Genomic DNA, 26,493 nt, shown 5'->3' on the forward strand with positions numbered 1-26,493 from the left:
CGCCGCCTGCCGGCCGCCTGTCGGAGGCCGCGGCGGGCGGCCGGACAAGTCCGGAAAGCCGCGGAACCGTTGGCCGTCCCGCGGAACACCGGTCGCACGGCCCGCGTCACCCATGGCCTCAGATCATGCCGGACGGCCGTCCGAGTCGCGTGACCCGCCCGCCCTTCGGCACGTCTCGGTGACCTTCCGGCACGGCACGTGGCCCTCCGGATCTCCGCCCGGGGGCGCTCGCAGCGCCCTGCGCGCCGTGGGCTCACGAGATGTCAGGGAACGTTGGCACGCCGCGCCGGGAAGCCCGTCATGTGAGGGTAGGCCGTCGGGTCGGGGCAGACCGTCGTCTCCGGGAAGGCCGTCGTCTCGGGAAAGGCCGTCATGTCAGGGCGGTCCGTCGCGGTCCGTCGGGCGCTCCTCGTCCGCCCGGAGCCTGCGGTACTCGGTGTTGCGGCTCCTCAGCAGGACGGCGGCGCCGAGTGCGGCGATGACGGAACCCACGAGGACGGCGGCCTTGATCTCGTCGGTCAGTGCGGGGGCGCCGGTGAAGGCCAGTTCGCCGATGAGCAGCGAGACGGTGAAGCCGATGCCCGCGACCACCGCCACCGCGAACAGATCGGGCCAGACCAGGTCGTCGCTGAGCTGCGCCCGGGTGAAACGGGCCGTCAGCCAGGTACCGCCGAACACCCCGAGCGTCTTGCCGGCCACCAGGCCGAGCACCACCCCCAGTGTCTCGGGCCTGGCGAACACATCGGCCAGTACGCTGCCGGAGACCGCCACCCCGGCGTTGAACAGGGCGAAGACGGGCACGGCGAATCCCGCGGAGAGCGGCCGCACCAGATGCTCGATCCGCTCACCCGGTGAGCGGGACTCGCCGTGCCTGCGGTGGCAGCGCTGGACCAGGCCCAGGGCGACACCGGCGACGGTCGCGTGCACCCCGCTGCGGTACGTCAGCGCCCAGACCACCAGTCCCAGCGGGACGTAGACGTACCAGCCGCGCACCCGGGTGTGCCGCAGCAGCAGCCAGAAGAGGACGAGGCAGGCCGCGGCGCCGCCGAGCGCGGGGAAGCGCACGTCATCCGTGAAGAAGAAGGCGATGATGAGGATCGCGAAGAGGTCGTCGACCACCGCGAGTGTCAGCAGGAACGCGCGCAGGGCGGACGGCAGCGCGCTGCCGATGACCGCGAGCACGGCCAGCGCGAAGGCGATGTCGGTGGCGGTGGGGACCGCCCAGCCGTCCAGCGAGCCGCCGCCGGCGGCGTTCACGAGAACGTAGACCAGCGCGGGCGCCAGCATGCCGCAGAGCGCGGCGACGACGGGCAGGGCGGCGGCCCGGGGGTCGCGCAGATCGCCGGCGACCAGTTCGCGTTTGAGTTCGATGCCCGCGACGAAGAAGAAGAGGGCCAGCAGGCCGTCCGCGGACCAGTGCGCGAGCGTGAGGTCCAGGCCCACTGCGGACGGGCCGACACGGGCGGTGCGCACCGTCTCGTAGCCGGCCTCGGCCGGAAGGTTCGCCCAGATCAGGGCGGTGAGAGCGGCGACGAGGAGAAGGATGCCGCCGACCGTCTCGGCACGCAGGGCATCGGCGACGAAGGTGCGTTCGGGGAGGGAGAGGCGGCCCAGTGCCTTGCGGCGGGGGGTCGGCACGGCGGTCCTCCCGGAGGGGTCGGCTGGCGGCGCCCCAGCCGGTGGTTTGCCCCACTTTACGCGGTAAACCCTATATGCGAGGACCGGTGAGGGCGGGCCGGTCAGGGTGAGTCGGCGTGGTGCAGGCCCGGACAGAGCGGGTCGGTCTGGTGCGGCCGGACAGGGCGGGTCGGTGTGGTGCGGGGTCGGTCAGGGGCGTCCTCGTCCGCCCCGTCTCCGGAGGGCGCCCTCCGATCCGCTCCGCGATCAGGTCGGCGGGAACCCGGACAGCACGCCGGAGGGCGCCCTCCTAGAGGACGCCCTCCGTGGCCGGACAGTGCGCTCTCAGTCCTCGCTGGGTGCCGACGGCAGCTTCGACTGGATGAGTTCCATCACCGAGGAGTCGGTGAGGGTCGTGACGTCTCCCAGCTCCCGGTTCTCCGCGACGTCGCGGAGCAGCCGGCGCATGATCTTTCCGGAGCGCGTCTTGGGGAGTTCCGCCACCGGCAGGATCCGCTTCGGCTTGGCGATCGGCCCGAGCGTCCTGCCGACGTGGTCGCGGAGCGCCGCGACCAGCCCCGCGTCCTCGCTCGCCGTGCCGCGCAGGATCACGAAGGCGACGATGGCCTGGCCGGTCGTCTCGTCGGCCGCACCGACGACCGCCGCCTCGGCGACCGAGGGGTGCGAGACCAGCGCGGACTCCACCTCCGTGGTGGAGATGTTGTGGCCGGACACCAGCATGACGTCGTCGACGCGGCCGAGCAGCCACACATCGCCGTCGTCGTCCTTCTTGGCGCCGTCGCCCGCGAAGTAGCGGTCGGGGAAGCGCGACCAGTAGGTGTCGAGGAACCGCTGGTCATCGCCCCAGATGGTGCGGAGCATGGACGGCCAGGGCTCGGTGAGGACGAGGTAGCCGCCGCCACCGTCGGGCACCTCGTTCGCCTCGTCGTCGACGACCGTGGCCGAGATGCCGGGCAGCGGCCGCTGTGCGGAGCCGGGCTTGGTCTCGGTGACGCCGGGCAGCGGCGAGATCATCATCGCGCCGGTCTCGGTCTGCCACCAGGTGTCCACGATCGGGCAGCGGTCGCCGCCGATGTGCTTGCGGTACCAGACCCATGCCTCGGGGTTGATCGGCTCGCCGACCGAGCCCAGCACCCGCAGGCTGCTGAGGTCGAACTTGGCGGGGATGTCGTCGCCCCACTTCATGAACGTGCGGATCGCCGTGGGCGCCGTGTACAGGATCGTGACGCCGTACTTCTGCACGATCTCCCAGAAGCGGCCCTGGTGCGGGGTGTCGGGCGTGCCCTCGTAGATCACCTGGGTGGCGCCGTTGGAGAGCGGGCCGTAGACGATGTACGAGTGGCCGGTGACCCAGCCGATGTCGGCCGTGCACCAGTAGACGTCGGTCTCCGGCTTGAGGTCGAAGACGGCGTGGCTGGTGTAGGAGGTCTGGGTGAGGTAGCCGCCGGAGGTGTGCAGGATGCCCTTGGGCTTTCCGGTGGTGCCGGAGGTGTAGAGGATGAACAGCGGCTGCTCGGCCTCGAACGCCTCGGGCGTGTGCTCGGCGGACTGCCGCCCGGTGATCTCGTGCCACCAGATGTCCCGGCCCTCGGTCCAGGCCACGTCCTGCCCGGTGCGGCGCACGACCAGCACCTTCTCGACGCTCTGGGTGCGGGCCACGGCGTCGTCGACGGCCGGCTTGAGCGCGGACGGCTTGCCCCGCCGGTAGCCGCCGTCGGCGGTGATCACCAGCTTGGCGTCGGCGTCGTCGATCCGGGCCGCGATGGCGTCCGCGGAGAAACCGCCGAAGACGACCGAGTGGGCGGCGCCGATCCGCGCGCACGCCAGCATCGCCACCACGGCCTCGGGGATCATCGGCAGGTAGACGGCGACCCGGTCGCCCTGGGTGACGCCGAGCTCGGTCAGGGCGTTGGCGGCCTTGGAGACCTCGTCCTTGAGCTCGGCGTAGGTGATGGCCCGGCCGTCGCCCGGCTCGCCCTCGAAGTGGATCGCGACCCGGTCGCCGTGGCCCGCTTCGACATGGCGGTCGACGCAGTTGTACGCGACGTTGAGCCTGCCGTCCGCGAACCACTTGGCGAACGGCGGGTTCGACCAGTCCAGGGTCTCGGTGGGCTCGGTGGCCCAGGTCAGGCGGCGGGCCTGCTCGGCCCAGAAGCCGAGCCTGTCAGCCTTGGCCCGTTCGTACGCCTCAGCGGTGACGTTGGCATGCGCGGCCAGGTCAGCGGGGGGCGCAAAACGACGCTCCTCCTTCAAGAGGTTGGCCAGGCTTTCGTTGCTCACGACATCTCCCTTTCCCAGGGTGTCCGTTGTGTCCCAAGCCACAGCTCATCAGACGCGTACCCCTGGTGACAAGAGCTGACCGGTAACTGGTTTAGACCTGTTGCCGGGTGCTGGAACCCTTGGTTCTGCGGTCAGCGTAGGCCCCCTGGGGGCCGGTTTCCCGGAGGGGTCGGGAGCGGGGCTCACGGCGGGCTTCCGGTGGCGGCATCGGGCGGTCGGGCCTTGGACGACGGGGCGCGGTGGTGGGCCTTTTGGTGTGGTGTCTTTCGGGTGGTGCCTTTCGGTGGTGCGGTCTTTGGGTGGCAGGGTGCGGGGCCGGACTCCCAGGGGTGGGGGCTTTGGAGCCGGGGTGCGGGGTCGGGCTCCCCGGGTGGGGCTTTTGCGTGGTGGGGCTTTGCGTGGTGGGGGCCTGGGGTCGGGGCCGGGCTCCTGGGGATGGTGCCTTTCGGCGGCGGGTCCGGGGCTGGGTTCCCTGTGGTGGTGCCTGCCGGCGGCGGGCCGATGCCGGGCGCGGGGCTGGGTTCCCAGTGGCGGTCGGCAGTCGCTCGCCCGGGGATGTGCCGTGGTGCCGCTCAGGGTGCCGGGTGGGCCTGCGAACCCGGGTGCCGGGTGGGCCTGCGAACCCGGCACCCTGGGGTGTCGGGCCCGGCGGGCCCCGGCATCCTCGTGCGTGTCAGGCCGGGAGTGCGGCGCCCGCTCCCGTTTCTGCGTTCGCTCCCGCTTCTGCCTCCGCTCCTGTCCCTTCGCTTGCTTGTGCGCCCGCTTCTGCTCCCGCTCCCGTGCCCGCTCCTGCTGAGCCGGTCCTCGCTCCCGGGCCGCTCCCCGGCTCCCGCAGCACGAAATCGGGGTCGACCTGGCCGGCCAGGTCGGTGCCCGTCCGTTCGTTCCCCCAGTTCTGCGCGTTCTTCAGGTGGAAGTGCACCATCTGGCGTGTGTAGCGCTCCCAGTCCCGCGCCGCATGGGTGGCGTCGGCGGCGGTCCTGAGCGTCTCCAGGGCCCGGTGGTTGCCGGCTTCCAGGCGTTCGAAGCGGGGTGGGTGGCCCTTCTCCATGGCCCGTACCCAGTCGGACTGCCCGACGGTCACCAGCAGGTCGTCCCCGGCGGCGGCGCGCAGGAAGTCGATGTCGTCCTGTCCCTGGACCTTGTTGCCGACGACCTTCAGGGTGATGTCGAAGTCATGTGCGTACTCCTTGTACTGGCGGTAGACGGATACGCCCTTCCTGGTCGGCTCGGCCACCAGGAAGGTCATGTCGAAGCGGGTGAACATGCCGGACGCGAACGAGTCTGAGCCCGCGGTCATGTCGACGACCACGTACTCGTCGGGACCGTCGACGAGGTGGTTGAGGCAGAGTTCCACGGCGCCCGTCTTGGAGTGGTAGCAGGAGACGCCGAGGTCGGCCTCCGTGAAGGGCCCCGTGACCATCAAACGCACGGCGCCGCCGTCGAGTTCCACCGGCCGGGCGCACGCGTCGTAGACGGGGTTGTCCTCGCGGATCCGCAGCAGTCGCGAACCGCTGCCGGGCGGGGTCGTCTTGATCATGGTGTCGGCCGAGCTGATCCGCGGGTTGGAGCCACGCAGGTAGTCCTTGATCAGAGGCAGTCTGGCCCCCATGGCGGGCAGTGCGGCGGCGGCGTCCTCGCTGAGGCCCAGCGCCGGCCCGAGGTGCTGGTTGATGTCGGCGTCCACCGCGACGACGGTGGCACCGGCGGCGGCGAGGTGGCGGATGAACAGGGAGGACAGGGTCGTCTTGCCACTGCCGCCCTTTCCCACGAAAGCGATCTTCATGTTCACCTAGGGTAGTCACCTGACTGCCTGTAGTGGTCATCCAAACACAGGAAGCCACTCCATCGTGGGGTCGCTCACCGGAGTGCGTAGGGTCGTACTCATGAGTACGACAGGTGCGTCCGCTGATCCGCTGGTCACCCTGGGGGCGCTGCCGGGCGTCGGCGCCGCGGTGGACTCCGTCCGTGCCGCCGTGGACCGCGTCTACGGCCACCGGGTGATGCGGCGCCGCAGCCCGGAGATCGCCTCGGAGGCGGCTCTGCGAGGCGCTCGCGGGTCGGCTGCGCTCTCCGGCGCCGACTGGGCGCTCGAAGAGGTGCGCAGGCGGACCGACTTCCGTGGCGCGGATACCGACGACCCCGCGCGCACGGTGGGCGCGGCCCTGAGGCTCACCGCCGAGGCCGGCCAACTGCTGTCCGTCTGGCGGCAGTCGCCGCTGCGGGTGCTGGCCCGCCTCCACCTGCTGGCCGCCGCGGACCAGGACGAGCGGGTGGGCCGCCCCCGCCGGGCCGGGGAGGATGTCGACGACGAGTTCGGCGAGCTGCCGCTGCCGGACGCGCAGGAGATGTCAGGACGTCTGGACGGGCTGTCCCGGCTGCTCGTGGCCGGCAGCTCGGCGCCCGCCCTGGTGACCGCCGCCGTGGTGCACGGCGAACTGCTCGCGCTGCGTCCCTTCGCGTCGCACAACGGCCTGGTGGCCCGAGCGGCCGCACGCGTCGTCCTGGTCGGCAGCGGGCTCGACCCCAAGTCGGTCTGCCCCGTCGAGGTGGGCCACGCCGAGCAGGGCCGCACGGCGTATCTGGCAGCCCTTGAGGACTACGTCTCCGGCACCTCCCGGGGAGTGGCGTCCTGGATCGCCCACTGCGGGCGCGCGGTGGAACTGGGCGCCAGGGAGTCGACGGCGGTCTGCGAGGCCCTGCAACGAGGCGCCGCCTGACCGCCATCGCGTCGAGAGGCCGAGCGCGGGCTGAGCGGGGGCACGGGCTGGCAAGCGGACGTCGGCCGCGGCGCGGGGGCCCGCCCCGGCACAGGGGTGCGGCGGTACGAGGACTCGTACCGCCGCTGGCATGTGCACCCGGTTACCATGCGTCCTTTGTGTAGCGCCCACCAGGTCGGAACCGAGTCCGTTGCCCGGTGCGGCTGGCCCGTATTCGACGGGTCGGCGTCGCGTGGGTGCCAGGCGTCCATGCGCGGTCCGTGGGGCCGTGTGCGTGTCGGGGTCATCCTCTCGGATGTCCCTGGTCTCGCGGGCCGTCACTTCCTTTGTACTCCTGCGCGGGACGCCGGGAAACCCTCTCCCCAGGGTTTTACTTTCATGCTCAAGCATCCCGGGGCGGACGGGCCTCGCGAGCGGCTCGTCCGCGGGAGCAACGGGTACGCGCGCGAAGTGGGGGTGCGTGTGCCAAGGGTGCGTGTGTCGAAGGTGCGCGGACAAGGGGGGCGTGGGCGAAGAGCAGGCGGGCGAAGGGTGTGCGCGGTGCGGCTGTGCACCGTGCGAGGGGAAGGTGCGCGCGCGGGAGTACACGCGGAGGGTGCGTGCGTCGACCGCTACGCGCGTCAGACGCCCCTGTGCGCCACGGTCAGGCTGTTGCGGCGCGGCGCCGGCTTGCGTACCAGACCAGACCTGCGGTGGCCGCCGCCGCGCCGACCGCCGCCACCGCCATCAGTGCCGGCCGCGGTGGCACGGACAGGGAGGGCAGCCGCTGCTTCAGCCGGACCGGGCGGTGGAAGTCGAGGATCGGCCACCGCCGGGCCAACGCCTCCCTGCGCAGCGCACGGTCGGGATTGACGGCGCAGGGGTGGCCGACGGACTCCAGCATGGGCAGGTCCGTCGCCGAGTCGCTGTAGGCGTAGCAGTGGGCCAGGTCGTACCCCTCCGACTCGGCCAGGTCCCTGATGGCCTCGGCCTTGGTGGGTCCGTAGGCGTAGTAGTCGATCTCCCCGGTGAAGCAGCCGTCGCCGCCCACCACCATCCGGGTGGCGACGACGCGGTCCGCGCCCAGCAGCTCACCGATGGGCTCCACCACCTCGGCGCCGGAGGTGGAGACGATCACCACATCGCGCCCCGCGCAGTGGTGGTCCTCGATGAGCGAGGCCGCCTCGTCATAGATGATGGGATCGATGAGATCGTGCAGAGTCTCCGCCACGATCTCCTTCACCTGCTGGACGTTCCACCCGCGGCACAGCGCCGACAGGTACGAGCGCATGCGCTCCATCTGGTCGTGGTCGGCGCCGCCCGCAAGGAAGACGAACTGCGCATAGGCGGTCCGCAGTACGTCCCTGCGGCCGATGAGTCCGCCTTGGTAGAACGACTTGCTGAAGGTGAGCGTGCTCGACTTCGCAATGACCGTCTTGTCCAGGTCAAAGAAGGCCGCTGTGCGAGGCAAGGAGTGGTTTTCCACGAGCATGAGCATATGCGCCCGCCATTCGGCGTAAGCTGTGGCGCGTGGGTTTGCCTGAGAAGGCTCTCGGGTACACCATGGAAGTCACGGATCGTTCGCGACCGTGCTAACCCGGCCCGACTCCTCCCCCCCCGAGTCGGCCGTGGGGACGACCCCCGCTCTCCCCCCCGGCGGGGGTCGTCGCATGTCCGGACGGGTTTCTTCCTCTTCCCCCGTCTCTCCGGAGCCGCGCGACGGCCTCTCGTGCCCGCGCCGCGTCCTCATGAAGATCGTCACTCTCCGTAAGTTTCGTGCTGCGCTGCGGAGGCTGCGACCCTGTGCCCGCGATGTCACTGGTTTGGGTGATGAGGATATTCACAACCGCCCGCTTGTCCACAGTTATGGACCAAGATCCACACGATTTCCAGGTTCGCGGCACCGTGATTCAGCGCGTCCTGCGCACGGAGTTCATGAGCGCTTCGGTTTGGGACCGGTTCCAATGGCCGGTTCTTATCGACGCTTCGTAAGCCGTCCACTGGCCGGTTTCTTCGGGCGAAGGGCATTCGCGGGCCCACGGGGGCGTCGCGAGATGCGCGGCGAAGGGGGCTGGAAATCGTGGTTGGAGCGCTCTCCAACGATCCGCCGGACATCAACAACCTGGTGGGGGTCGACAACCCGCCGGACACCAACAATTCGGACATCGGCAATACGGACACCGGCAATCCGATGGGCACGAACGCCCCGGCGGGGGCCGGCGCTCCGGCGGGTGTGAACGACCCCGCGGGGGCCGGTGCCCCGGCGGGGGCGCACGACCTGGCGGGGATGGACGGCCCGGGGGATGCGGACGCGGCAGGGGCGGGCGACTTGGCGGTGGGCACGGAAGCGGGCCGCCGGACACCACTGATCATCACCGAGGACTTCGACCTCCTGGACGATCTGCTGCGGCTGTGTGCGGCGGCAGGCGCACGACCGGAGGTGCACCACGGCGTCCCCGCGCGAGGGGTCGCCGGAAACGCCTGGGCGAAGGCACCGCTCGTCCTGGTCGGCGACGACGCGGTCCCGCGGGTGCGCGGCGCCGTCCGCCGGCGCGGGGTGGTCCTGGTCGGACGGGACCAGGACGACCCCGGTGTGTGGCGGCGCGGTGTCGAGATCGGCGCCGACCACGTGCTGGTCCTGCCGGACGGCGAGCAGTGGCTGGTGGACCGCATCGCGGACGTGGCAGAGGGCGTGGGGCGGCCCGCGTTCACCGCAGGCGTGATCGGCGGCCGCGGCGGAGCCGGTGCGTCCACCCTGGCCTGCGCGCTGGCCGTCACCGCGGCCCGCGCCGGACACCGCACCATGCTCGTGGACGCCGATCCGCTGGGCGGCGGTCTCGATGTGCTGCTGGGCGGCGAGTCGGCCCAGGGCCTGCGCTGGCCCGACCTGGCCGCGTCCCGGGGCCGGGTGGGTGGTGGCGCCCTGGAGGAGTCGCTGCCCGAGTTGCACTCGCTCAGGCTCCTCAGCTGGGACCGCGGGGACACGGTCGCTGTGGCGCCGGAGGCCATGCGGGCGGTGCTCGCGGCCGCCCGCCGCCGCGGTGGCGTGGTCGTCGTCGACCTGCCCCGGCGTGTGGACGAGGGCACGGCGGAGGCCCTCGCCCAGCTCGACCTGGGCCTGCTGGTGGTGCCCGCGGAGCTGCGCGCGGTAGCCGCCGCGGGAAAGGTGGCCTCGGCCGCCCGCATGGTGCTGCGCGACCTGCGGATCGTGGTGCGGCCACCGGCCTCGGGCCGCCCTTCGGGCGCCCTCACCGCGGACGGGGTCGGCCGCTTCCTGGGCCTGCCTCTCGCCGGCGAGCTCCCCGATGAGCCCGGCCTGTCGTCCGCGCAGGAGGCCGGAGCACCTCCGGGCCGCGACCCCAAGGGCCCCCTCGCCCGTTTCTGCACGGCCCTGTGGGACCGGCTGCCGGCCGTGGGCGGTGCCCGGTGAACGAGACGCAGCGGTGTGCGAGGCGGTTGGTGGTGCGCCCGGAAGGCGTGCCACTGCCGGCGGACGGGGCGGGCTCGGCAGGCTCGCCGGTGGCGGCCGCGGGAGGCCCGCAGGAAGCTGCGCGTGCGGCGGCGGGCGTTTGCGCAGGAGGCCCGGCCGTGGGCGGCGCCGCGCAGAGGGCCGCCCCGGTTGCTTCGAGGTGCGGGACGGCGGCGGGTGCCGCGCGCGAGGGGGCGGCGGGTGCGCACGGGAGCGTGGTCGCCCCGCTGTGGGATGCGGTGCACCGCCGGGCGGGGACAGCGGATCCGCCCGGGGGCTCCGGGCGCGGCCAAGCCGTGGTGGCCGGCCAGGTGCCGGCCACCGGCGGAGGGGGCGGTGCGGTGATGGGCGGTACCGCATGGCCCGCCCGGATTGCGACGCGCCCGGTGCCCGTCCCCTCGGTGCCCCTCGTGCCTCCGGTGCCCCCGGCGCCGCGTACGCCGTCGGCCCCACTGGCTCCGCCCGCCCCGCCAGTCGGGCCGGCGACAGGAACGCGGACGGAAACGCCGACACAAACGCCGAAAGGAACGCCGACGGAGGTGCCACCGGGGTGGCCCCTTCCACCGGCGCCATCAGCCTCTTCGGCTGGGCCGTCTCGATCCGCGTCGACGACCCCGCTCGCGTCCTCGCCGCCACCGGCGTTCTCTGTCCCCCTCGCCTCGCCGATTCCGCCGGTGTCTCCCGTTCCACCGGCACCGGTCGTGCCGCGGGCATCACCGGCGAGGCATCCGGCGGGCGCGGCAGGGCTCCGGTGGCCGGCGCCGCCGGTGGCAGGCGGGCGGGGCGGGCACGGGTTGCTCGACGGGGTCCGCCAGTGGCTCGCCGAGCGCGGCCACGACCCCACCCCGGCACGGGTCGCCGAGGCCCTTCGCGCCCAGGGGAGGATCCTGGGTGACGCCGACGTGCTGGCCGCCACCGCGCACCTGCGCTCCGAACTCGTCGGCACCGGCCCGCTGGAGCCGCTGCTCGCCGACCCGACCGTGACGGACGTCCTGGTCTCCGGGCCCGACCGGGTCTGGCTCGACCGTGGCGCGGGCCTCGAACTGACCGGCATCACCTTCCGCGATCCCGCCGCCGTACGCCGCCTCGCACAGCGCCTCGCGGCCGTGGCGGGCCGCCGGCTGGACGACGTCCACCCATGGGTGGACGCCCGCCTCCCGGACGGCACCCGCCTGCACGCGGTCCTGCCTCCGGTGGCCGTCGGTTGCACCTGCCTGTCCCTACGGGTCGTCAGGCCCCGCGCCTTCACCCTCGCCGAACTCGTCGCGGCGGGCACCGTTCCGCCCGGCGGCGACCGCGTCCTGCGCGCCCTGCTCGACGCCCGCCTGTCCTTCCTGATCAGCGGCGGCACCGGCTCGGGCAAGACCACCCTGCTCAGCGCCCTCCTCGGTCTCGTCGAACCGGACGAGCGGATCGTGCTCGCCGAGGACTCGGCCGAGCTGCGGCCCGACCACCCCCATGTGGTGCGCCTGGAGACCAGACCCGCCAACCAGGAGGGCGCAGGGCGCGTCACGCTCCAGGACCTGGTGCGCCAGGCGCTGCGTATGCGGCCCGACCGGCTGGCGGTCGGCGAGGTCCGCGGACCGGAGGTCGTCCACCTCCTGGCCGCACTCAACACGGGCCACGAGGGCTGCGGCACGGTGCACGCCAACGCCGCGGCCGATGTGCCGGCCCGGCTGGAAGCCCTCGGCACGGCGGCCGGCCTGGACCGCGCCGCTCTCCACAGCCAACTCGCAGCCGCCCTCTCGGTGGTGCTCCACCTGGTGAGGGACCGCGGCGGCCGGCGCCGGATCGCCGAGGTGCATGTGCTGCGGCGGGATCCGTCGGGACTGGTGGTGACGGTGCCCGCGCTGCGCTGGGGCACTACGGCCTTCGCCTACGAGACGGGTTGGCAGCACCTGGAGCGACTGCTCGGGGGAGGCCGGGCATGACGGCACTGACGATCACCGTGGCGGCAGCCGTGGCCGACGCGCCGACCGTGCCGGTTCCGACGAGGTCCCCGGCGGGCCGGTTGCTCGGTCTGCTCTGCCTCGGCGCGGCCATGGTCTGCGCCGGCGCCGCGGGATGGCTGGCCGGCGCGGGGGACGGCGGGGCGCGCCGCGCCCGCTCACTGTTCCGGCGCGGTGGCCAGGCGCCCGCCGGTGCCCTGACGGCGGCAGTTCGGCGCCTGAGGGTGCTCAGGCACGGTGCCCCGGGAAGCCAAAGGCCCGGGCGGCACCACCCCGAGGACGGTGGCGGAGGCGGTGACCAGGGCGGCCCGGCAACGCGTGCGGTGGCCCTGGCGCGCGTGGCGGCGCGGCCCGAGACGTGGTGCGTGGTGGTGGGGGCATGCGGGGCGGGCCTCGGTCACTCGGTCCTGCCGCTGCTGCTGGGCGTCGGGGCGCTGCCCGTGGCCCGGCGGGCACGGCGGGCGCGCGAGGCCCGGAGGGACCGGGACCGGCGGGCCACGGCGGTGATCGCTCTCTGCGGTGCACTGGCGGGCGAGGTACGGGCCGGGCGGCACCCCGGTGAGGCCCTCCTCACCAGTACCCGGGACACGGACGGCCTGCCTGCCGCTCGGACCGCCGTGCTGGCCGCCGCACGGTTCGGCGGCGACGTACCCAGGGCACTCGCAGGCGCTGCCAGGGAGCCGGGTGCCGAGGGTCTGATCGGACTTGCCGCCTGCTGGCGGGTAGCCGTGGACAGCGGCGCCGGTCTCGCGGCCGGACTCGACCGTCTGGAGGCCGCCCTGCGCGCCGAGGAGAGCCGGCGCGCCGAGCTGCGTGCCCAGTTGGCCGGACCCCGCTCCACGGCGGTCCTGCTGGCCGTGCTCCCCGTACTGGGCCTGCTACTGGGCAGCGCCCTCGGTGCCGATCCCCTGCGGGTCCTGCTGCACACCGGTGCCGGCCTCGGCTGCCTGGCCGTCGGCGGCCTGCTGGAGGGCAGCGGCCTGTGGTGGGCACTGCGGATCGTACGGAACGGGGCGGGCGGATGACCGGCGTGCAGAACGTCGTACAGGACGTCGTACAGAACACGGAGGGCGGATGAACGCGGAAGTTGTCCACAGGCTGGGGGCGGCGTCGTGGGTCGCGGCCGGTGTGCTGCTGACGGTGGTCTTTCTCGGCATGGTGGAGCGGCGACACCGGATACGGCGCAGGCTGCACGCGACCCTCGGCCGGATCGACGGGACACGAGGCTGGACGGACGGGACACGGCGCCGGACCGACCGGTGGCGCCGCCGGGCCGACGGTACGCGCGGCGCTCCGGCCCGGCCCGGGGGGCAGGAGTTCCGCGGCACACGAGGAGGCGTGCCGTGGGGCTCATCCCGAGTGGCGGGGCCGGGCTGGTCGCGCCGGGCCGCCGGTTCGCCGGGCGCGTTGAGGAATACCGGACCGGAGCGTGCGCTCCGGGACACGGGGACGCAGAGTGCCGCGGGATGGGGCGCGTGGGGGCGGGCACGGGCGCGGCGGTGGCTGCCGGTGTTCGGCGCGATCAGCACGGCGTACGTCCTGGTGGGAGGGCCTGTCGGGATGGCACTGGGAGGGCTGGGCGGTGGTGCCGTCTGGTGGTGGCAGCGCAGGCCGGTGCCGGAGGAGGAGTTCGACACCGCCCGCGCCGTACGCGAACTCCCCCTCGCCGCCGACCTCCTGGCGGCCTGTGTCACCGCGGGAGCCGACACCGTCACGGCCGCACGGGTGGTGGGGGAGTCGCTGGGCGGCCCCGTCGGCGAGCGGTTGGCGTGGGGTGCCGCGGAGATACGGCTCGGCGGAGAGCCTGCGGAGGCGTGGCGGCGGCTGGCCGCGCTTCCCGGTGCCGGCCGTCTGGCCAAGCTTCTGGAGCGCGCCGGCGACTCCGGTGCCCCGGCCGCCGCCCCGGTTGCCCGGTTGGCCGCCGAGGCCAGGGCCGAGTGGGGCAGGACCGCCACGGCCAGGGCACATCGCGCCGGCGTTCTGATCACGGCTCCGGTCGGGCTGTGCTTTCTGCCGGCTTTCATCGCGGTCGGCGTTCTGCCGGTCGTCATCGGACTGGCGAGCGGGTTGGTGAGCCGGTGACCGAAGAGGGCAGCGAGGGAAGCGCGACCCGACTCGCCGTTCCGGTGGCCTGGGCGGTGCCCGGGTGGGACCAGCCGCCGGGTCGGGCCGGTGGCCGAGCTGAGCGGATCACTGACCGATGCCGCTGAACACGACCGGTGCGGACACGACGCACGAACCGACCAGGTGCACGACACACACGCGACACACATGACGAACGACACGGGGGACGAGATGGACGCATGCAGCACGCGAGCCGCGCAACCGAGGAAGCGGGCCGCGATGGCCGCCGTGAACAGGACGGCTGACCCGTGCGAAGAAGACCGGGGAGAAGCAGTTCGGCGCGGGGCAGGGCAGCGCGGAGCGGCGCCGTGTGGGCAGGCCCCGCCGGACGGGCCGTCACGCCCCGCATCGGCTCAGAAGGACCGGAGGAACTGGAAGAACTGGACGGACAGGAAGGACCGGAAGAGCCGGAAGATCTGGAAGGGCCGGAACGGCTGGGAGGGCTGGGAGGGCCGGGAGGACCAAAGGCGACGTCCCACCATCGGTGTCGGTGTCGGTGTCGGTGTCGGTGCGGGTGCGGGTGCGGGCTGCCGCCGTACCGCCCGACTGTTCCGCAGGGTCGTCGCCGATCGTCCGGCAGCGCGGGACGCCGGGATGGTCACGGCCGAGTACGCGATGGGCATGATCGCGGCAGTCGGGCTGGCCGTGGTGCTGTACAAGGTGCTGAACAGCCCCGCGGTGCGAGGGATGCTCCAGGGCATGGTGGGACAGGCGTTCGATGTCCAGTTCTGAGGGTGCCGAGGAGCGCCCGGACCGGGCCCGGGGCGCGCAGCGTGCTCGCTGCGGCCCCGGCCCGCGGTCCGGCGGTCGTCCCCGCGCCCTGCGCGGCCCCGACGGCGGCTTCGTGACCGCGGAGGCGGCGGTGGTGCTGCCTGCGCTGGTCCTTTTCGCGATGGGTCTGGTCTGGGCGCTGCTGGCCGCGGCCGCTCAGATCCAGTGTGTGGACGCGGCCAGAGCCGGGGCCCGCGTGGCCGCCCGCCAGGACCCGGACACCGCGGCGGTTGCCGCCGCCGAACAGGCGGCACCCGAAGGCGCCCGGGTCACACTGCGCCGCGAGGGTGACCTGGTGCGCGTACGGGTGGAGGCCGACGCCCCGGGGCTCGGCACGCTCGCGCTCCACCTCCGCCAGGAGGCCGTGGCACTGGCCGAGGAGACGGCGACGGCGACAACCACCGGGAGCACGACAACCACCGGGGCCATCGGGACCACCGCGACCACCGGGGCCATCGGGACCACCGCGACCACCGCGGGGAGGGGCCCGGCATGACACGCCGAAGCCTGGGCCGGGCCGACCCCGCAGCCGAAGGGCCGTACCGGCGAGGTGACCCCGCCGCCATGAGCGACCGTGGCTCTGCCACCGTGCTGAGTGTCGTGACGATCACGGTGCTGGTCGGGGTGTTCGGAGCACTGCTCGGTATGTCGCAGGCGGTCCTGGCCAGGCACCGGGCGGGCGGCGCGGCCGATCTCGCGGCGCTCGCCGCCGCCGACCACTGGAGCGAGGGGCCCGTGGCGGCCTGTGCCGAGGCCGTTCGGGTGGCCGAGGCCCAGAGGGCCCGGCTCGTGCGGTGCGCCCTGCTCGGTGACGTCTCGGACGTCACCGCCACGGCGGTCGTCGGCCTCTTCAGCCCCGAGGAACGCTCCCGCGCCGGCCCGGCGGCCCAGGTCCCACCGGAGCCCTTCCTGCCACCACCGCTCCCATCGGAGCCGAGCACCCCACCCGACCCAGCGAGTATCCCGTCGCACCCGGGCACGTCTTCGCAGCCGGACACGTCTCCGCACCCGGACACGTCTCCGCAGCCGCACACGTCTCCGCGCCCAGGCGCGTCACCGCACCCGAGCGGAGTCTCAGGCGTCGCGCGGCGCGGTGGCCTCGCTCGGGCGGTCGTCCCGAGCGCCGTCGGCGGGCGCGGGCAGGGCACCGTCATGACGGTCCGGGCCCCCGTCCGGGCGTGGGTCGCCGCTCCCGGTCTGCTCGGCGCCCCGGAGCAGCACGGTCAGCAGCCGAACCGCACCCCGCTTGTGCAGGGGATCGTTGCCGTTGCCGCACTTGGGGGACTGGATGCAGGAGGGGCAGCCCGCTTCGCACTCGCAGGAGGCGATGGCCTCGCGGGTGGCGGTGAGCCACTCGCGGGCCGTGTGGAAGGCGCGCTCGGCGAAGCCCGCGCCGCCGGGATGGCCGTCGTAGACGAAGACGGTGGGCAGCAGGGTGTCGGGGTGCAGTGGGACGGAGACACCGCCGATGTCCCAGCGGTCGCAGGTGGCGAACAGCGGCAGTATGCCGATCGACGCGTGCTCGGCGGCGTGCAGCGCACCGCCCAGTTGCTCGGGGTTGATGCGGGCGGCGTCCAGTTGGTCGTCGGTGACCGTCCACCAGACGGCACGCGTGCGCAGCGTGCGGGGCGGCAGGTCGAGCTTGGTCTCGCCCAGCACCTCGCCGGTGATGAGCCGGCGGCGCAGGAAGGAGACGACCTGGTTGGTGACCTCCACGGAGCCGTAGCACAGCCGGCCGTCGCCCCAGGGCACCTCGGTCTCGGTGTCGAGGATGGAGATCGCCGTGGTGTCCCGGGCCATGGTCGTGTACGGCGGGTCGGCTCGTTCGACCAGCGCGGCCCCTGCATCGAGGTCCAGCTCCCTGACGACGTACGTACGGCCCTGGTGGAGGTGGACCGCGCCGTCGTGCACCGCGGTGTGGGCGGCCGAGGCGTCCACGGTGCCGAGCAGCCGTCCCGTGCCGGCCTCCACGACCTGCACCGGGTCGCCGCTCTCGCCGCGGATGCCGGTGAGGTCGGCGGCCCGCTCCCGGCGCGTCCAGTGCCAGGCTCTGGTACGGCGGCGCAGCAGCTTCGCGGCCTCCAGTTGCGGCAGCAGCTCGGCCGCGGCGGGTCCGAAGAGCGGCAGGTCCTCGTCCGTGAGCGGAAGCTCCTCGGCGGCTGCGCACAGGTGCGGGGCGAGCACGTACGGGTTGTCGGGGTCGAGCACCGTGGATTCCACCGGCTGGCGGAACACCGCCTCCGGGTGGTGTACGAGATAGGTGTCCAGCGGGTCGTCCCTCGCGACCAGGACGGCCAGCGCGCCCTGCCCCGAGCGGCCCGCCCGGCCCGCCTGCTGCCACAGCGAGGCCCGGGTGCCGGGATAGCCCGCGATCAGGACCGAGTCCAGGCCGGAGACGTCGACGCCGAGTTCCAGGGCGGTGGTGGCGGCGAGGCCGAGGAGTTCGCCGGTGTGCAGTGCGCGTTCGAGGGCCCGTCGCTCCTCGGGGAGGTAGCCGCCGCGGTAGGCGGCCACCTGCGGGACCAGCGAGCGGTCCACCTCGGCGAGCCGCTCCTGGGTGATCACCGAGATCAGCTCGGCAGCACGCCGCGACCGGACGAAGGCGACCGTGCGCACGCCCTGGACGACCAGGTCGGTCAGCAGGTCAGCGGTCTCGGCGGTGGCGGAGCGGCGGACCGGCGCACCCTTCTCGCCGTGCAGTTCCGTGAGCGGTGGCTCCCAGAGGGCGAAGAGCAGCTCGCCGCGCGGGGAGGCGTCGTCGCTGATCTCGCGTACCGGCACCCCGGTCAGCCGGCCGGCGGCCACGGCAGGCTCCGCGGCGGTGGCGGAGGCGAGCAGGAAGACCGGCGACGAGCCGTAGCGGGCACAGAGCCTGCGCAGCCGGCGCAGCACCTGGGCGACGTGCGAACCGAACACCCCGCGATAGGTGTGGCACTCGTCGATGACGACGTAGCGCAGCGCGCGCAGAAAGGACGACCAGCGCGGATGGGACGGAAGTATGCCCCGGTGCAGCATGTCGGGGTTGGTCAGCACATACGTGGCGTACTGGCGCACCCACTCGCGCTCCTCGAAGGCGGTGTCCCCGTCGTAGACGGCCGGTCGCACCGCGTTGCCCAGCGGCTCGGCGAACTCCTTCACCACCCGGCACTGGTCTGCTCCGAGTGCCTTGGTGGGAGCGAGGTAGAGGGCGGTCGCGCCCCGCCCGTTCGGTGCTTCGGATCCGTCCAGCAGGGTACTGAGCACCGGTACGAGATAGGCGAGGGACTTCCCGGAGGCGGTGCCCGTGGAGACGACGACCGACTCGCCGTCGAGCGCGTGTTCGGCCGCGAGCGCCTGATGGGCCCAGGGGTGCTCGATTCCTGCGCCTTCCACAGCGCGGATGATCTCCGGTCGGATACGGTCGGGCCAGACGGCATGGCGTCCCGCACGCGGGGGCAAGTGCTCCGTATGGGTGATGCGCGAAGCCCGGTCCCGCCCCGGGGCCAGACGGTCCAGGACCGTCTGCGGGGAGGGCCGAGCTGCGGTGTCCGCCGGGGATCTTTCGGGACGGTGATTCTTGGCCATCGGCATCGAGTGTGTCACCGGCACGGCGGACAATGGCCCCAAGGCGTCGTGCACGTCTGTCGTAAGTGATTGAATGCCATCGCGGCTGGCGATCCGTCCCGGGGTTCAAGCCGAGGTGTCCCTAGGGATGACCGCTCGATAGCAAGGTGCTGGAGGATCCGTGGACCTGTCCCTGTCGACCCGTACTGTCGGCGACCGTACGGTCGTCGAGGTCGGTGGCGAAATTGATGTGTACACCGCGCCCAAGCTGCGAGAGCAGTTGGTCGAGCTCGTGAACGACGGCAACTTCCACCTGGTCGTCGACATGGAGGGCGTGGACTTCCTCGACTCCACCGGGCTTGGCGTACTGGTGGGTGGCCTGAAGCGCGTGCGCGCGCACGAGGGCTCGCTGCGCCTGGTCTGCAACCAGGAGCGCATTCTCAAGATCTTCCGTATCACCGGCCTGACGAAGGTGTTCCCCATCCACACCTCGGTCGAGGAAGCGGTCGCGGCCACCGACTGAGCCGGTCCCCGGGCTCCGGGCCCGGGGTGTTCACCCAGCGGGGGGTCTGGGCCCCGGCCCGGCCCCCGCAAGCACGCGTATGCCAAAGGGGGATGCATGGCCACCGTCGAACTCCGCTTCAGCGCGCTGCCCGAGCACGTCAGGACCGCTCGTCTGGTGGCGGCGGCAGTGGCGCGCAGGTCGGGGGTCGAAGAGGCCGTGCTCGACGAGGTGCGGCTCGCCGTGGGCGAGGCCTGCACCCGTGCCGTCGGTCTGCACCAGACCAGCGGCGTCTCGGCGCCGGTGCGGGTGCTGCTGATCGAGGAGGAGAAGCAGTTCTCCATCGAGGTCGGTGACGAGGCACCGCGCTCGGCGGCCGGCGCCCTCGCGGGCGGCGGTGACGAGATGGACGCGGAGAGCGAGGACGAGATGGGCCTCGCCGTCATCAGCGGCCTCGTCGACGACGTCGAGGTCAGCGCCGACGAACACGGCGGCCACATCCGGATGAGCTGGCCGACCCCGCCGACGGCCCTGCTGCCCTGAGCTGAATCCTCGGACCGTCCTGAGGCGGGTTCTCGGACCGCCCTGAGCCGGATGCCCGGCCCGGTCGCGCTCGGCAGGTCGGGCCGAGAAGACCGGTTCGGGATCGGCGCCACCGCCCTCCGCGTGTGCCGCATCCTCCCTGTGCCTCTGTATGCGCCCTGCGCGCCCTAGAGGGGCCCGCGGAAGCTGCCCGTGCGCCCCGGATGCCCCGGATGCCCCGGGTGTCCGTGCGGGCCGCAGAAGCCCGTGCGGCCCGCACGGGCACCCAGGGCGCACGTGCGGCCCCGCAGCCGCCCGCGGCCCGGCGCCTGAAGGCCGCCCGCGTATGCCGGGTCCCCGTGCACCCCGCATACGCACACCGGTGCACCCGCGCACTCCCGTACCCGCGCACCCGGGTAGGCGCGCACTTCCGAAGTCGGCCAACTTGCAGCGCCCACCCCTCATCGCGCGCCGACGTCCCAGCGACCCCACCGGTCGGGCAGCACGCACCCGTTCCTCCTGCCTCAGCGGAGTCCCGTCCGCATCCGGGCCCGTGTCTGCTGCGTCCTCCGCCCAGCCGCGGGGCCCGCGGGCCGTCGAGGGGCACGCGGCACCCGTTGTACCGACGCCACCGCGCACCGGCGAGGGCGCCGGCCCCGTGCCGGCCCGCGCGGGCCGGGTGCCGGCAGAAACGGTCGGGAAAACCGCGCGGCGCCGCTGCGAACAGGGCGGGTTCCATTTACTCCGAACGCCCTCCGCATCCCGCCCCGCACATTATCGATCAATTCACTGATCATTTCTCGGATCATCGTGGTAAAGAATCTGCTGATCGTTTATCCGGGTATTGTGGCGATGGATCAAGTGATTGTCGATCATTAAGTTCGGGTCAATGCCTCAAAGGCGTTACACCTTTCGTGTGCGGGCCGTTCGCGGCGATCATTTGCGGGGTCTCAGGTGTGCGCCAATTTCGATTGCAGCCCACTGTTTGGATCTGGATCTGCTCCCTACAATCCGTCCACATCTTGAGCTCAGCCCAAGCGTCAAGGAGGACGAATGGCGGGGCTTTCTACCCCTCAACAGTTTGACCACCCCTCGACCCTCGCAGCCGCAGTACTGACCGACGACAACCGCCTCATCGTGGTGGTCATCGGGATTGTCGCCCTCGCCGCACTCGTCGTCGCAGGCATCCTGGTCCGCCAGGTCCTGGCCGCGGGCGAGGGCACCGACAGCATGAAGAAGATCGCGGCTGCGGTGCAGGAAGGCGCTAACGCCTATCTGGCCCGGCAACTGCGCACCCTCGGCGTATTCGCCGTCGTGGTGTTCTTCCTGCTCTTCCTGCTGCCCGCGGACGACTGGAATCAACGAGCCGGGCGATCGGTGTTCTTCCTGATCGGTGCGGCGTTCTCGGCCGCCACCGGCTATATCGGCATGTGGCTCGCGGTGCGGAGCAATGTCCGTGTGGCCGCTGCTGCAAGAAAGGCCACTCCCGGCGAAGGAGAGCCGGAAAAAGATCTCACCACCGTCTCGCACGAGGCAATGAAGATCGCTTTTCGTACTGGTGGCGTAGTCGGCATGTTCACGGTGGGGCTCGGTCTTCTGGGCGCTTCCTGTGTGGTGCTGGTGTACGCGGCCGACGCGCCGAAAGTCCTGGAGGGTTTCGGTCTCGGCGCGGCGCTGATCGCGATGTTCATGCGCGTCGGGGGCGGCATCTTCACCAAGGCCGCCGACGTCGGCGCCGACCTGGTCGGCAAGGTCGAGCAGGGCATTCCGGAGGACGACCCGCGCAATGCCGCGACCATCGCCGACAATGTGGGCGACAACGTCGGCGACTGCGCGGGTATGGCCGCCGACCTCTTCGAGTCGTACGCCGTCACGCTGGTCGCCGCGCTGATCCTCGGCAAGGCGGCGTTCGGCGACTCCGGGCTCGCCTTTCCGCTGATCGTGCCCGCCATCGGTGTGATCACGGCGATGATCGGCATCTTCGCGGTGGCACCCCGCCGCGCCGATCGCAGCGGTATGTCGGCGATCAACCGCGGCTTCTTCATCTCCGCGGTGATCTCGCTGGTGCTGGTGTCCGTGGCCGTGTTCACGTACCTGCCGTCCTCGTACGCCGACCTGGACGGCGTCACCGACGCGGCGATCCATGCCAAGAACGGCGATCCGCGGGTCCTCGCGGTCGTCGCCGTCGCCATCGGCATCGTGCTCGCCGCGGTCATCCAGCAACTGACCGGCTACTTCACCGAGACCAGTCGCCGCCCCGTCCGGGACGTCGGCAAGACCTCGCTGACCGGGCCGGCCACCGTGGTGCTCTCCGGCATCTCGCTCGGTCTGGAGTCCGCCGTGTACACGGCGCTGCTGATCGGGCTCGGTGTGTACGGGGCGTTCCTGCTCGGCGGTACGTCGATCATGCTGGCCCTGTTCGCGGTGGCGCTCGCCGGCACCGGACTGCTCACCACGGTCGGCGTCATCGTCGCCATGGACACCTTCGGCCCCGTCTCCGACAACGCCCAGGGCATCGCCGAGATGTCCGGCGATGTCGAGGGCGCGGGCGCGCAGGTGCTCACCGACCTGGACGCGGTGGGCAACACCACCAAGGCCATCACCAAGGGCATCGCCATCGCCACCGCCGTCCTCGCGGCGGCGGCGCTCTTCGGGTCGTTCCGTGACGCGATCACCTCGGCGGCGCGCGACGTCAACGAGCGGGTCGGCGACGGCGGCCCGCTGAGCCTGGTGATGGACATCTCGCAGCCCAACAACCTGGTCGGCCTGATCGCGGGCGCCGCCGTGGTGTTCCTGTTCTCCGGACTCGCCATCAACGCGGTGTCCCGGTCCGCCGGAGCCGTGGTCTTCGAGGTGCGGCGGCAGTTCCGGGAGAAGCCCGGGATCATGGACTACACGGAGAAACCCGAGTACGGGCGTGTGGTCGACATCTGCACCAAGGACGCGCTGCGCGAGCTGGCCACTCCCGGGCTGCTCGCGGTCCTGGCGCCGATCGCGATCGGCTTCACGCTCGGCGTCGGGGCGCTCGGCGCCTACCTCGCGGGCGCGATCGGCACGGGCACGCTCATGGCGGTGTTCCTCGCCAACTCCGGTGGTGCCTGGGACAACGCCAAGAAGCTCGTCGAGGACGGCCACCACGGCGGCAAGGGCAGCGAGGCCCATGCCGCGACCGTGATCGGCGACACCGTCGGCGACCCCTTCAAGGACACCGCGGGTCCCGCGATCAACCCCCTGCTGAAGGTGATGAACCTGGTGGCGCTGCTCATCGCCCCCGCGATCATCAAGTTCAGCTTCGGCGCAAGTGCCAACGTCGCCGTACGGGTGATCATCGCGGTGCTCGCCCTCGCCGTGATCGTCGGAGCGGTCTTCGTGTCCAAGCGGCGCGGGATCACCGTCGGCGACGAGGACGACGAGGACGACGAGGACGGCACGTCGGGCGGTGCCGGCGGGAGCGGCAAGAAGACCGGGAAAAACGGGAAAGGCGAACAGGTGAACGAGTCGGCCGATGCGGCGGTGGTGTCGTAACGGGGGGCGGACCAAAGTCCGTTCACGACGGGCGGGCAGCACACAGCATGGGTGCTGCCCGCCCGTTCGCGTGTGGCGGCCGAGGCCGCTCCAGCGGCCGGGGTCGCTCCAGCGGCCGGGCCGCCTCCTCGGACGCCCCTGCAACCGCGTCACCCCCGCAACCGGGTCACCCCCGCGGCCGCAGCCACTTCCGCGCCGAAGCCGCCCCGAAGCCGAAGTCGGTCCGGGGGCCGTCCGCAGCCGACAGCGCGACGCGGGTGTCGAGGCCCTGGCCGCGGGCCCCGGCGCGCGGCCTCAGCGCACGCGACCGGCGTGACCGCCGCCCCGCCGCTCCTGGCGCCCGTGAGTCATATCTCTCTCGGAGCAAAAACCACCAAGACCGCAATAGTTGGGCATTCGACCCATGGTCGTCACCCGTGCGGCGTGTATGTTCCGGGGCCGGAAGCCATGGAAGGGGCCATCCGGTGAAGAAGAAGCTCGCAGCCACGCTGTCCGGTGGTGCGGTACTGGTACTGGCGCTCTCGGGGTGCAGCAACGGCAACAAGGACCTCGACGCCTGGGCCAAGTCGGTCTGTGACTCCGTGCAGCCGCAGGCCAGGAAGATCGGGTCGGCGAACGCCGCCATCCAGCAGCAGACCTCGGACACCAGCAAGCCCGAGGACGTGCAGAAGACCGACGCGCAGGCCTTCCAGGACATGTCCGACGCCTACGAGGCGATCGGTTCAGCCGTGGGCAAGGCGGGCGCGCCGCCCGTCGACGGTGGCGACAAGAAGCAGAAGGACGCCGTCAAGGAGCTCAAGGACACCGCCGCCTCCTACGCCGACCTCAAGAAGCAGGTGGACGGCCTGGACACCAAGGACCAGGCGAAGTTCGCGGACGGCCTCAACGACATCGCCACCAGCCTCGACAAGCTCGGCAAGAACGGCAACGACGCCCTGGCCAAGCTCGAAGAGGGCGACGTCGGCAAGTCGATGGGCAGGCAGAAGACCTGCCAGAAGGTTTCGGCGACCCCGACGGCCGGCACGTAGGCACGCCGGGGGCGGCGACTGCCCGGCGGGCTGCCGGGAAGACCGGCAAGCGGCTCGCGGCACCCGTGCGCCCTGCGGTACCCGCACACCCCGCGGTAACCAGGCAGCCGTGGCGCCCGCGCAGCCCGTGGCGCCCGCGCAGCCCGCGGCGGCCACGCACCCTGTGGCGCCTGCGCACCCCGCGGCGTACGGCACAGTCCGGAGGCGTGCCGCCCCGTCCCGGTGGGCCCCGCCGCGGAGGGCCCCGCCCTGTAGGGCCCCGCCGCGGAGGGGCCCCCGGAGGGTCCCCCGTCCCACAGGGCCGCCGCCCCCGCCCCGTAGGGCCGCCCGTCCCCGAAGGGCCGTGCCCTGTCCGGCCCGCGTGCCGCAGCCACGTCCCCGGGCGGATGGCCCGAGCGGACACAATGGGCCTGTGAGTACCACCCGCCCGCCGGGCCTGCCCCTGCCGCCCAGTTCTCCGTCGCCCGCCGCCCAGCAGTCGTCCGGACGCGCGACGGCTCCCGACCGCGCCACCGCACGGCTGCGGGACGCCCTCCTGGCCGTCGCCTTCACCGCCGACGGCCTCCTCGACCTGCTCGGCGCCGCCGCCTACGCGGCCCTGGCACGCGGCGAGACGGTGCCCGCGCTGCGGGCCACGCGTGGGGACACGCCGCTGGAGTCGGTCGTCCGCCTCTTCCTGCTCCAGCAGCCCGTGCCGCACGCGCGCGTGGCGGACGTGCTGCCCGTACAGGACTGCCTGGAGGCCGGATGGCTCGCCCCGGCCGGCGGCGACGAGGTGGCGGCCACGGTGGACGTACGGCCCTACGGCGGCCCCGCGGGCGAGGACTGGTTCGTCGTCTCGGACCTCGGCTGCGCGGTCGGCGGCGCCTCGGGTATCGGCGGGCACGGCCGGCAACCGGACGCCGACGTGGTGCTCGGCGTCGGCGGCGCCTCCACGACGCTCGCGCAGCTCACCGTCCGGACACCGGTCGCCGCCGCGCTCGACCTGGGCACCGGGTCCGGGATCCAGGCGCTGCACGCCACCCGGCATGCCGGCCGTGTCACCGCCACCGACACCAACCCCCGCGCCCTGCGCTGCGCCGCGCTCACCCTCGCGCTCTCCGGCGCACCGGCGGCCGACCTGCGCGAGGGCTCCCTCTACGCACCGGTGGGCGACGCCGGGTACGACCTGATCGTGTCCAACCCGCCGTTCGTGATCTCGCCCGGTGCGCGCCTCACCTACCGGGACGGCGGCATGGGCGGTGACGACCTCTGCCGTGCGCTGGTGCAGGGGGCGGGACAGCGGCTGAACGAGGGCGGCTACGCCCAGTTCCTCGCCAACTGGGAGCACGTCGAGGGCGAGGACTGGACCGACCGGCTCCGCTCCTGGCTGCCGCGCGGCTGCGACGCCTGGATCGTCCAGCGCGAGGTGCAGGACGTCACCCAGTACGCCGAGCTGTGGCTCAGGGACGCCGGCGACCACCGTGCGGACCCGGCCGCGTACACGGCGCGGTACGACGCCTGGCTGGACGAGTTCGAGCGGCGCAAGGCCAAGGCCGTCGGCTTCGGCTGGATCACCCTGCACAGGACCGACGCGGCGGCGCCTTCCGTCACGGTGGAGGAGTGGCCGCACCCCGTCGAGCAGCCCCTCGGCGAGACCGTGCGGGACCACTTCCGCCGCCAGGCCTACCTCGCGTCCCATGACGACGCCGCGCTGCTGGAAGCACACTTCCGGCTCGCCGACGAGATCGTCCAGGAGCAGATCGGCCTGCCCGGCGCCGAGGACCCCGAGCACGTCGTGCTGCGCCAGCACCGCGGGATGCGCAGGGCCACCAAGGTCGACACGGTCGGCGCCGGATTCGCCGGGGTCTGCGACGGCTCGCTGGGCGCGGGACGGATCCTGGACGCGATCGCCCAGCTCGTCGGCGAGGACCCGGTACTGCTGCGGGACCGCATCCCCGCCCAGATCCGCCTGCTGATCGAACAGGGCTTCCTGGAGCCCGCCCCGCAGCCCGGCGGCGACCGGGACCCGCTTCCCTAGGGCGGCGGGCCGCCGCGAGCGGAGGGCGACCCGGGACCCGCCCTCCCCCGGGACCCGCCCCGCCCTCCCCGGGAGCCGCCGGCCGCCGCGAACGGCGCCCGTCGACCTCCCTGGGAGGCCGTTCCATGCCCGGGGAGGCCATTTTGTACGGGGCCCTCCCGAGTCGCCCGCCGGATCGGCAGGGAGCGTCCGCAGCCGGGGGCGCCCGCAGCCGGGCGCGACGGCACCGGGCGCCGCCCCGGTCGCACCGCCCCGGTCGCACCGCCCGAGCCGCCCCGAGCCGCCCCACGGCGCCGACCCCGCCGCTCGCGCCACCCTCCGTTCACTCCCGGTTCTTCCCCCGGTCGTACGCGCGTGTCAGCCTCCGACCCTCGGTACCGGGCGAGCCCACAGGTACCCCGAGGAGGGCCCGGGAGGGCCGTG

At 72.8% G+C, this 26,493-nt stretch carries 18 protein-coding genes and 1 pseudogene; 13 read left to right on the forward strand and 6 right to left on the reverse strand.

The window, feature by feature from the left end; translation table 11 throughout:
* Positions 1-375: 375 nt before the first annotated feature.
* The 3 genes from nhaA to IE313_RS25680 all read right to left on the reverse strand — a co-directional run bounded on the left by nhaA (position 376) and on the right by IE313_RS25680 (position 5,704).
* Positions 376-1,638, reverse strand: coding sequence for a Na+/H+ antiporter NhaA (gene nhaA / locus IE313_RS25670; protein WP_189936223.1), 1,263 nt, complete (start codon positions 1,636-1,638; stop codon positions 376-378).
* Positions 1,639-1,962: 324 nt separating this feature from the next.
* Positions 1,963-3,960 carry an acetate--CoA ligase gene (gene acs, locus IE313_RS25675; RefSeq protein WP_189936225.1) on the reverse strand — a complete coding sequence of 666 codons (1,998 nt, stop codon included), beginning with the start codon at positions 3,958-3,960 and terminating at the stop codon, positions 1,963-1,965.
* Between the two features lie 631 nt (positions 3,961-4,591).
* Complete coding sequence (locus IE313_RS25680; protein WP_229924949.1) at positions 4,592-5,704, reverse strand: ATP-binding protein; 1,113 nt, start codon at positions 5,702-5,704, stop codon at positions 4,592-4,594.
* A 100-nt stretch (positions 5,705-5,804) separates the two neighbouring features.
* Between IE313_RS25680 and IE313_RS25685 the strand changes: the two genes are divergently transcribed.
* Positions 5,805-6,638, forward strand: coding sequence for a Fic family protein (locus tag IE313_RS25685; protein ID WP_189936227.1), 834 nt, complete (start codon positions 5,805-5,807; stop codon positions 6,636-6,638).
* 643 nt (positions 6,639-7,281) lie between these two features.
* On the opposite strand, the gene IE313_RS25690 is transcribed toward IE313_RS25685, so the two are convergent.
* Positions 7,282-8,115: an HAD family hydrolase gene (locus tag IE313_RS25690; RefSeq protein WP_189936229.1), complete on the reverse strand. Its 834-nt coding sequence runs from the start codon at positions 8,113-8,115 to the stop codon at positions 7,282-7,284.
* Positions 8,116-8,904: 789 nt separating this feature from the next.
* On the opposite strand from IE313_RS25690, the gene ssd reads away from it, so the two are divergent.
* The 4 genes from ssd to IE313_RS35500 all read left to right on the forward strand — a co-directional run bounded on the left by ssd (position 8,905) and on the right by IE313_RS35500 (position 14,117).
* On the forward strand, positions 8,905-10,047 hold the full coding sequence (ssd, locus tag IE313_RS25695) for a septum site-determining protein Ssd (RefSeq protein ID WP_189936390.1): 1,143 nt from the start codon (positions 8,905-8,907) through the stop codon (positions 10,045-10,047).
* Positions 10,048-10,853: 806 nt separating this feature from the next.
* Positions 10,854-12,017 carry a TadA family conjugal transfer-associated ATPase gene (locus IE313_RS25700; protein WP_229924950.1) on the forward strand — a complete coding sequence of 388 codons (1,164 nt, stop codon included), beginning with the start codon at positions 10,854-10,856 and terminating at the stop codon, positions 12,015-12,017.
* 110 nt (positions 12,018-12,127) lie between these two features.
* Positions 12,128-13,060, forward strand: a complete 933-nt coding sequence (locus tag IE313_RS25705; protein WP_189936392.1) for a type II secretion system F family protein — start codon at positions 12,128-12,130, stop codon at positions 13,058-13,060.
* A gap of 334 nt (positions 13,061-13,394) precedes the next feature.
* Entirely contained in the window at positions 13,395-14,117 is a 723-nt protein-coding gene (locus IE313_RS35500) for a type II secretion system F family protein (protein WP_373317068.1), read from the forward strand.
* Positions 14,118-14,512: 395 nt separating this feature from the next.
* Here IE313_RS35500 and IE313_RS36045 read toward each other — a convergent pair whose 3' ends face one another.
* On the reverse strand, positions 14,513-14,641 hold the full coding sequence (locus tag IE313_RS36045) for a hypothetical protein (protein WP_268256751.1): 129 nt from the start codon (positions 14,639-14,641) through the stop codon (positions 14,513-14,515).
* A gap of 64 nt (positions 14,642-14,705) precedes the next feature.
* Between IE313_RS36045 and IE313_RS35505 the strand changes: the two genes are divergently transcribed.
* The 3 genes and pseudogenes from IE313_RS35505 to IE313_RS25725 form a co-directional block, all read left to right on the forward strand.
* A complete protein-coding gene (locus tag IE313_RS35505) occupies positions 14,706-14,891 on the forward strand; it encodes a DUF4244 domain-containing protein (RefSeq protein WP_268256750.1) in 186 nt (61 codons plus the stop codon).
* The gene (locus IE313_RS25720; protein WP_189936234.1) at positions 14,878-15,426 is read left to right on the forward strand and encodes a TadE family type IV pilus minor pilin; all 549 of its coding nucleotides are present in this window, start codon (positions 14,878-14,880) and stop codon (positions 15,424-15,426) included. The genes IE313_RS35505 and IE313_RS25720 overlap by 14 nt, the downstream gene beginning before the upstream one ends.
* 68 nt (positions 15,427-15,494) lie before the next feature.
* Positions 15,495-15,800, forward strand: a pseudogene (locus IE313_RS25725) (Rv3654c family TadE-like protein); the annotation flags it as partial.
* A 204-nt stretch (positions 15,801-16,004) separates the two neighbouring features.
* Here IE313_RS25725 and sftH read toward each other — a convergent pair.
* Complete coding sequence (sftH, locus tag IE313_RS25730; protein ID WP_189936398.1) at positions 16,005-18,500, reverse strand: DEAD/DEAH box helicase; 2,496 nt, start codon at positions 18,498-18,500, stop codon at positions 16,005-16,007.
* A gap of 154 nt (positions 18,501-18,654) precedes the next feature.
* Between sftH and bldG the strand changes: the two genes are divergently transcribed.
* From bldG to IE313_RS25755, 5 genes are all read left to right on the forward strand, one after another.
* Complete coding sequence (gene bldG, locus IE313_RS25735) at positions 18,655-18,996, forward strand: anti-sigma factor antagonist BldG (RefSeq protein WP_010986038.1); 342 nt, start codon at positions 18,655-18,657, stop codon at positions 18,994-18,996.
* A gap of 96 nt (positions 18,997-19,092) precedes the next feature.
* The gene (locus IE313_RS25740) at positions 19,093-19,518 is read left to right on the forward strand and encodes an ATP-binding protein (protein ID WP_189936236.1); all 426 of its coding nucleotides are present in this window, start codon (positions 19,093-19,095) and stop codon (positions 19,516-19,518) included.
* Between the two features lie 1,032 nt (positions 19,519-20,550).
* Positions 20,551-23,022, forward strand: a complete 2,472-nt coding sequence (locus tag IE313_RS25745) for a sodium-translocating pyrophosphatase (protein WP_229924952.1) — start codon at positions 20,551-20,553, stop codon at positions 23,020-23,022.
* Positions 23,023-23,486: 464 nt separating this feature from the next.
* Positions 23,487-24,050, forward strand: a complete 564-nt coding sequence (locus IE313_RS25750; RefSeq protein WP_189936237.1) for a small secreted protein — start codon at positions 23,487-23,489, stop codon at positions 24,048-24,050.
* Positions 24,051-24,570: 520 nt separating this feature from the next.
* Positions 24,571-26,070, forward strand: coding sequence for a DUF7059 domain-containing protein (locus IE313_RS25755; RefSeq protein ID WP_229924966.1), 1,500 nt, complete (start codon positions 24,571-24,573; stop codon positions 26,068-26,070).
* Positions 26,071-26,493 lie beyond the last annotated feature (423 nt).

Source organism: Streptomyces sulfonofaciens (assembly GCF_014656295.1).
Classification (GTDB): Bacteria; Actinomycetota; Actinomycetes; order Streptomycetales; family Streptomycetaceae; genus Streptomyces; species Streptomyces sulfonofaciens.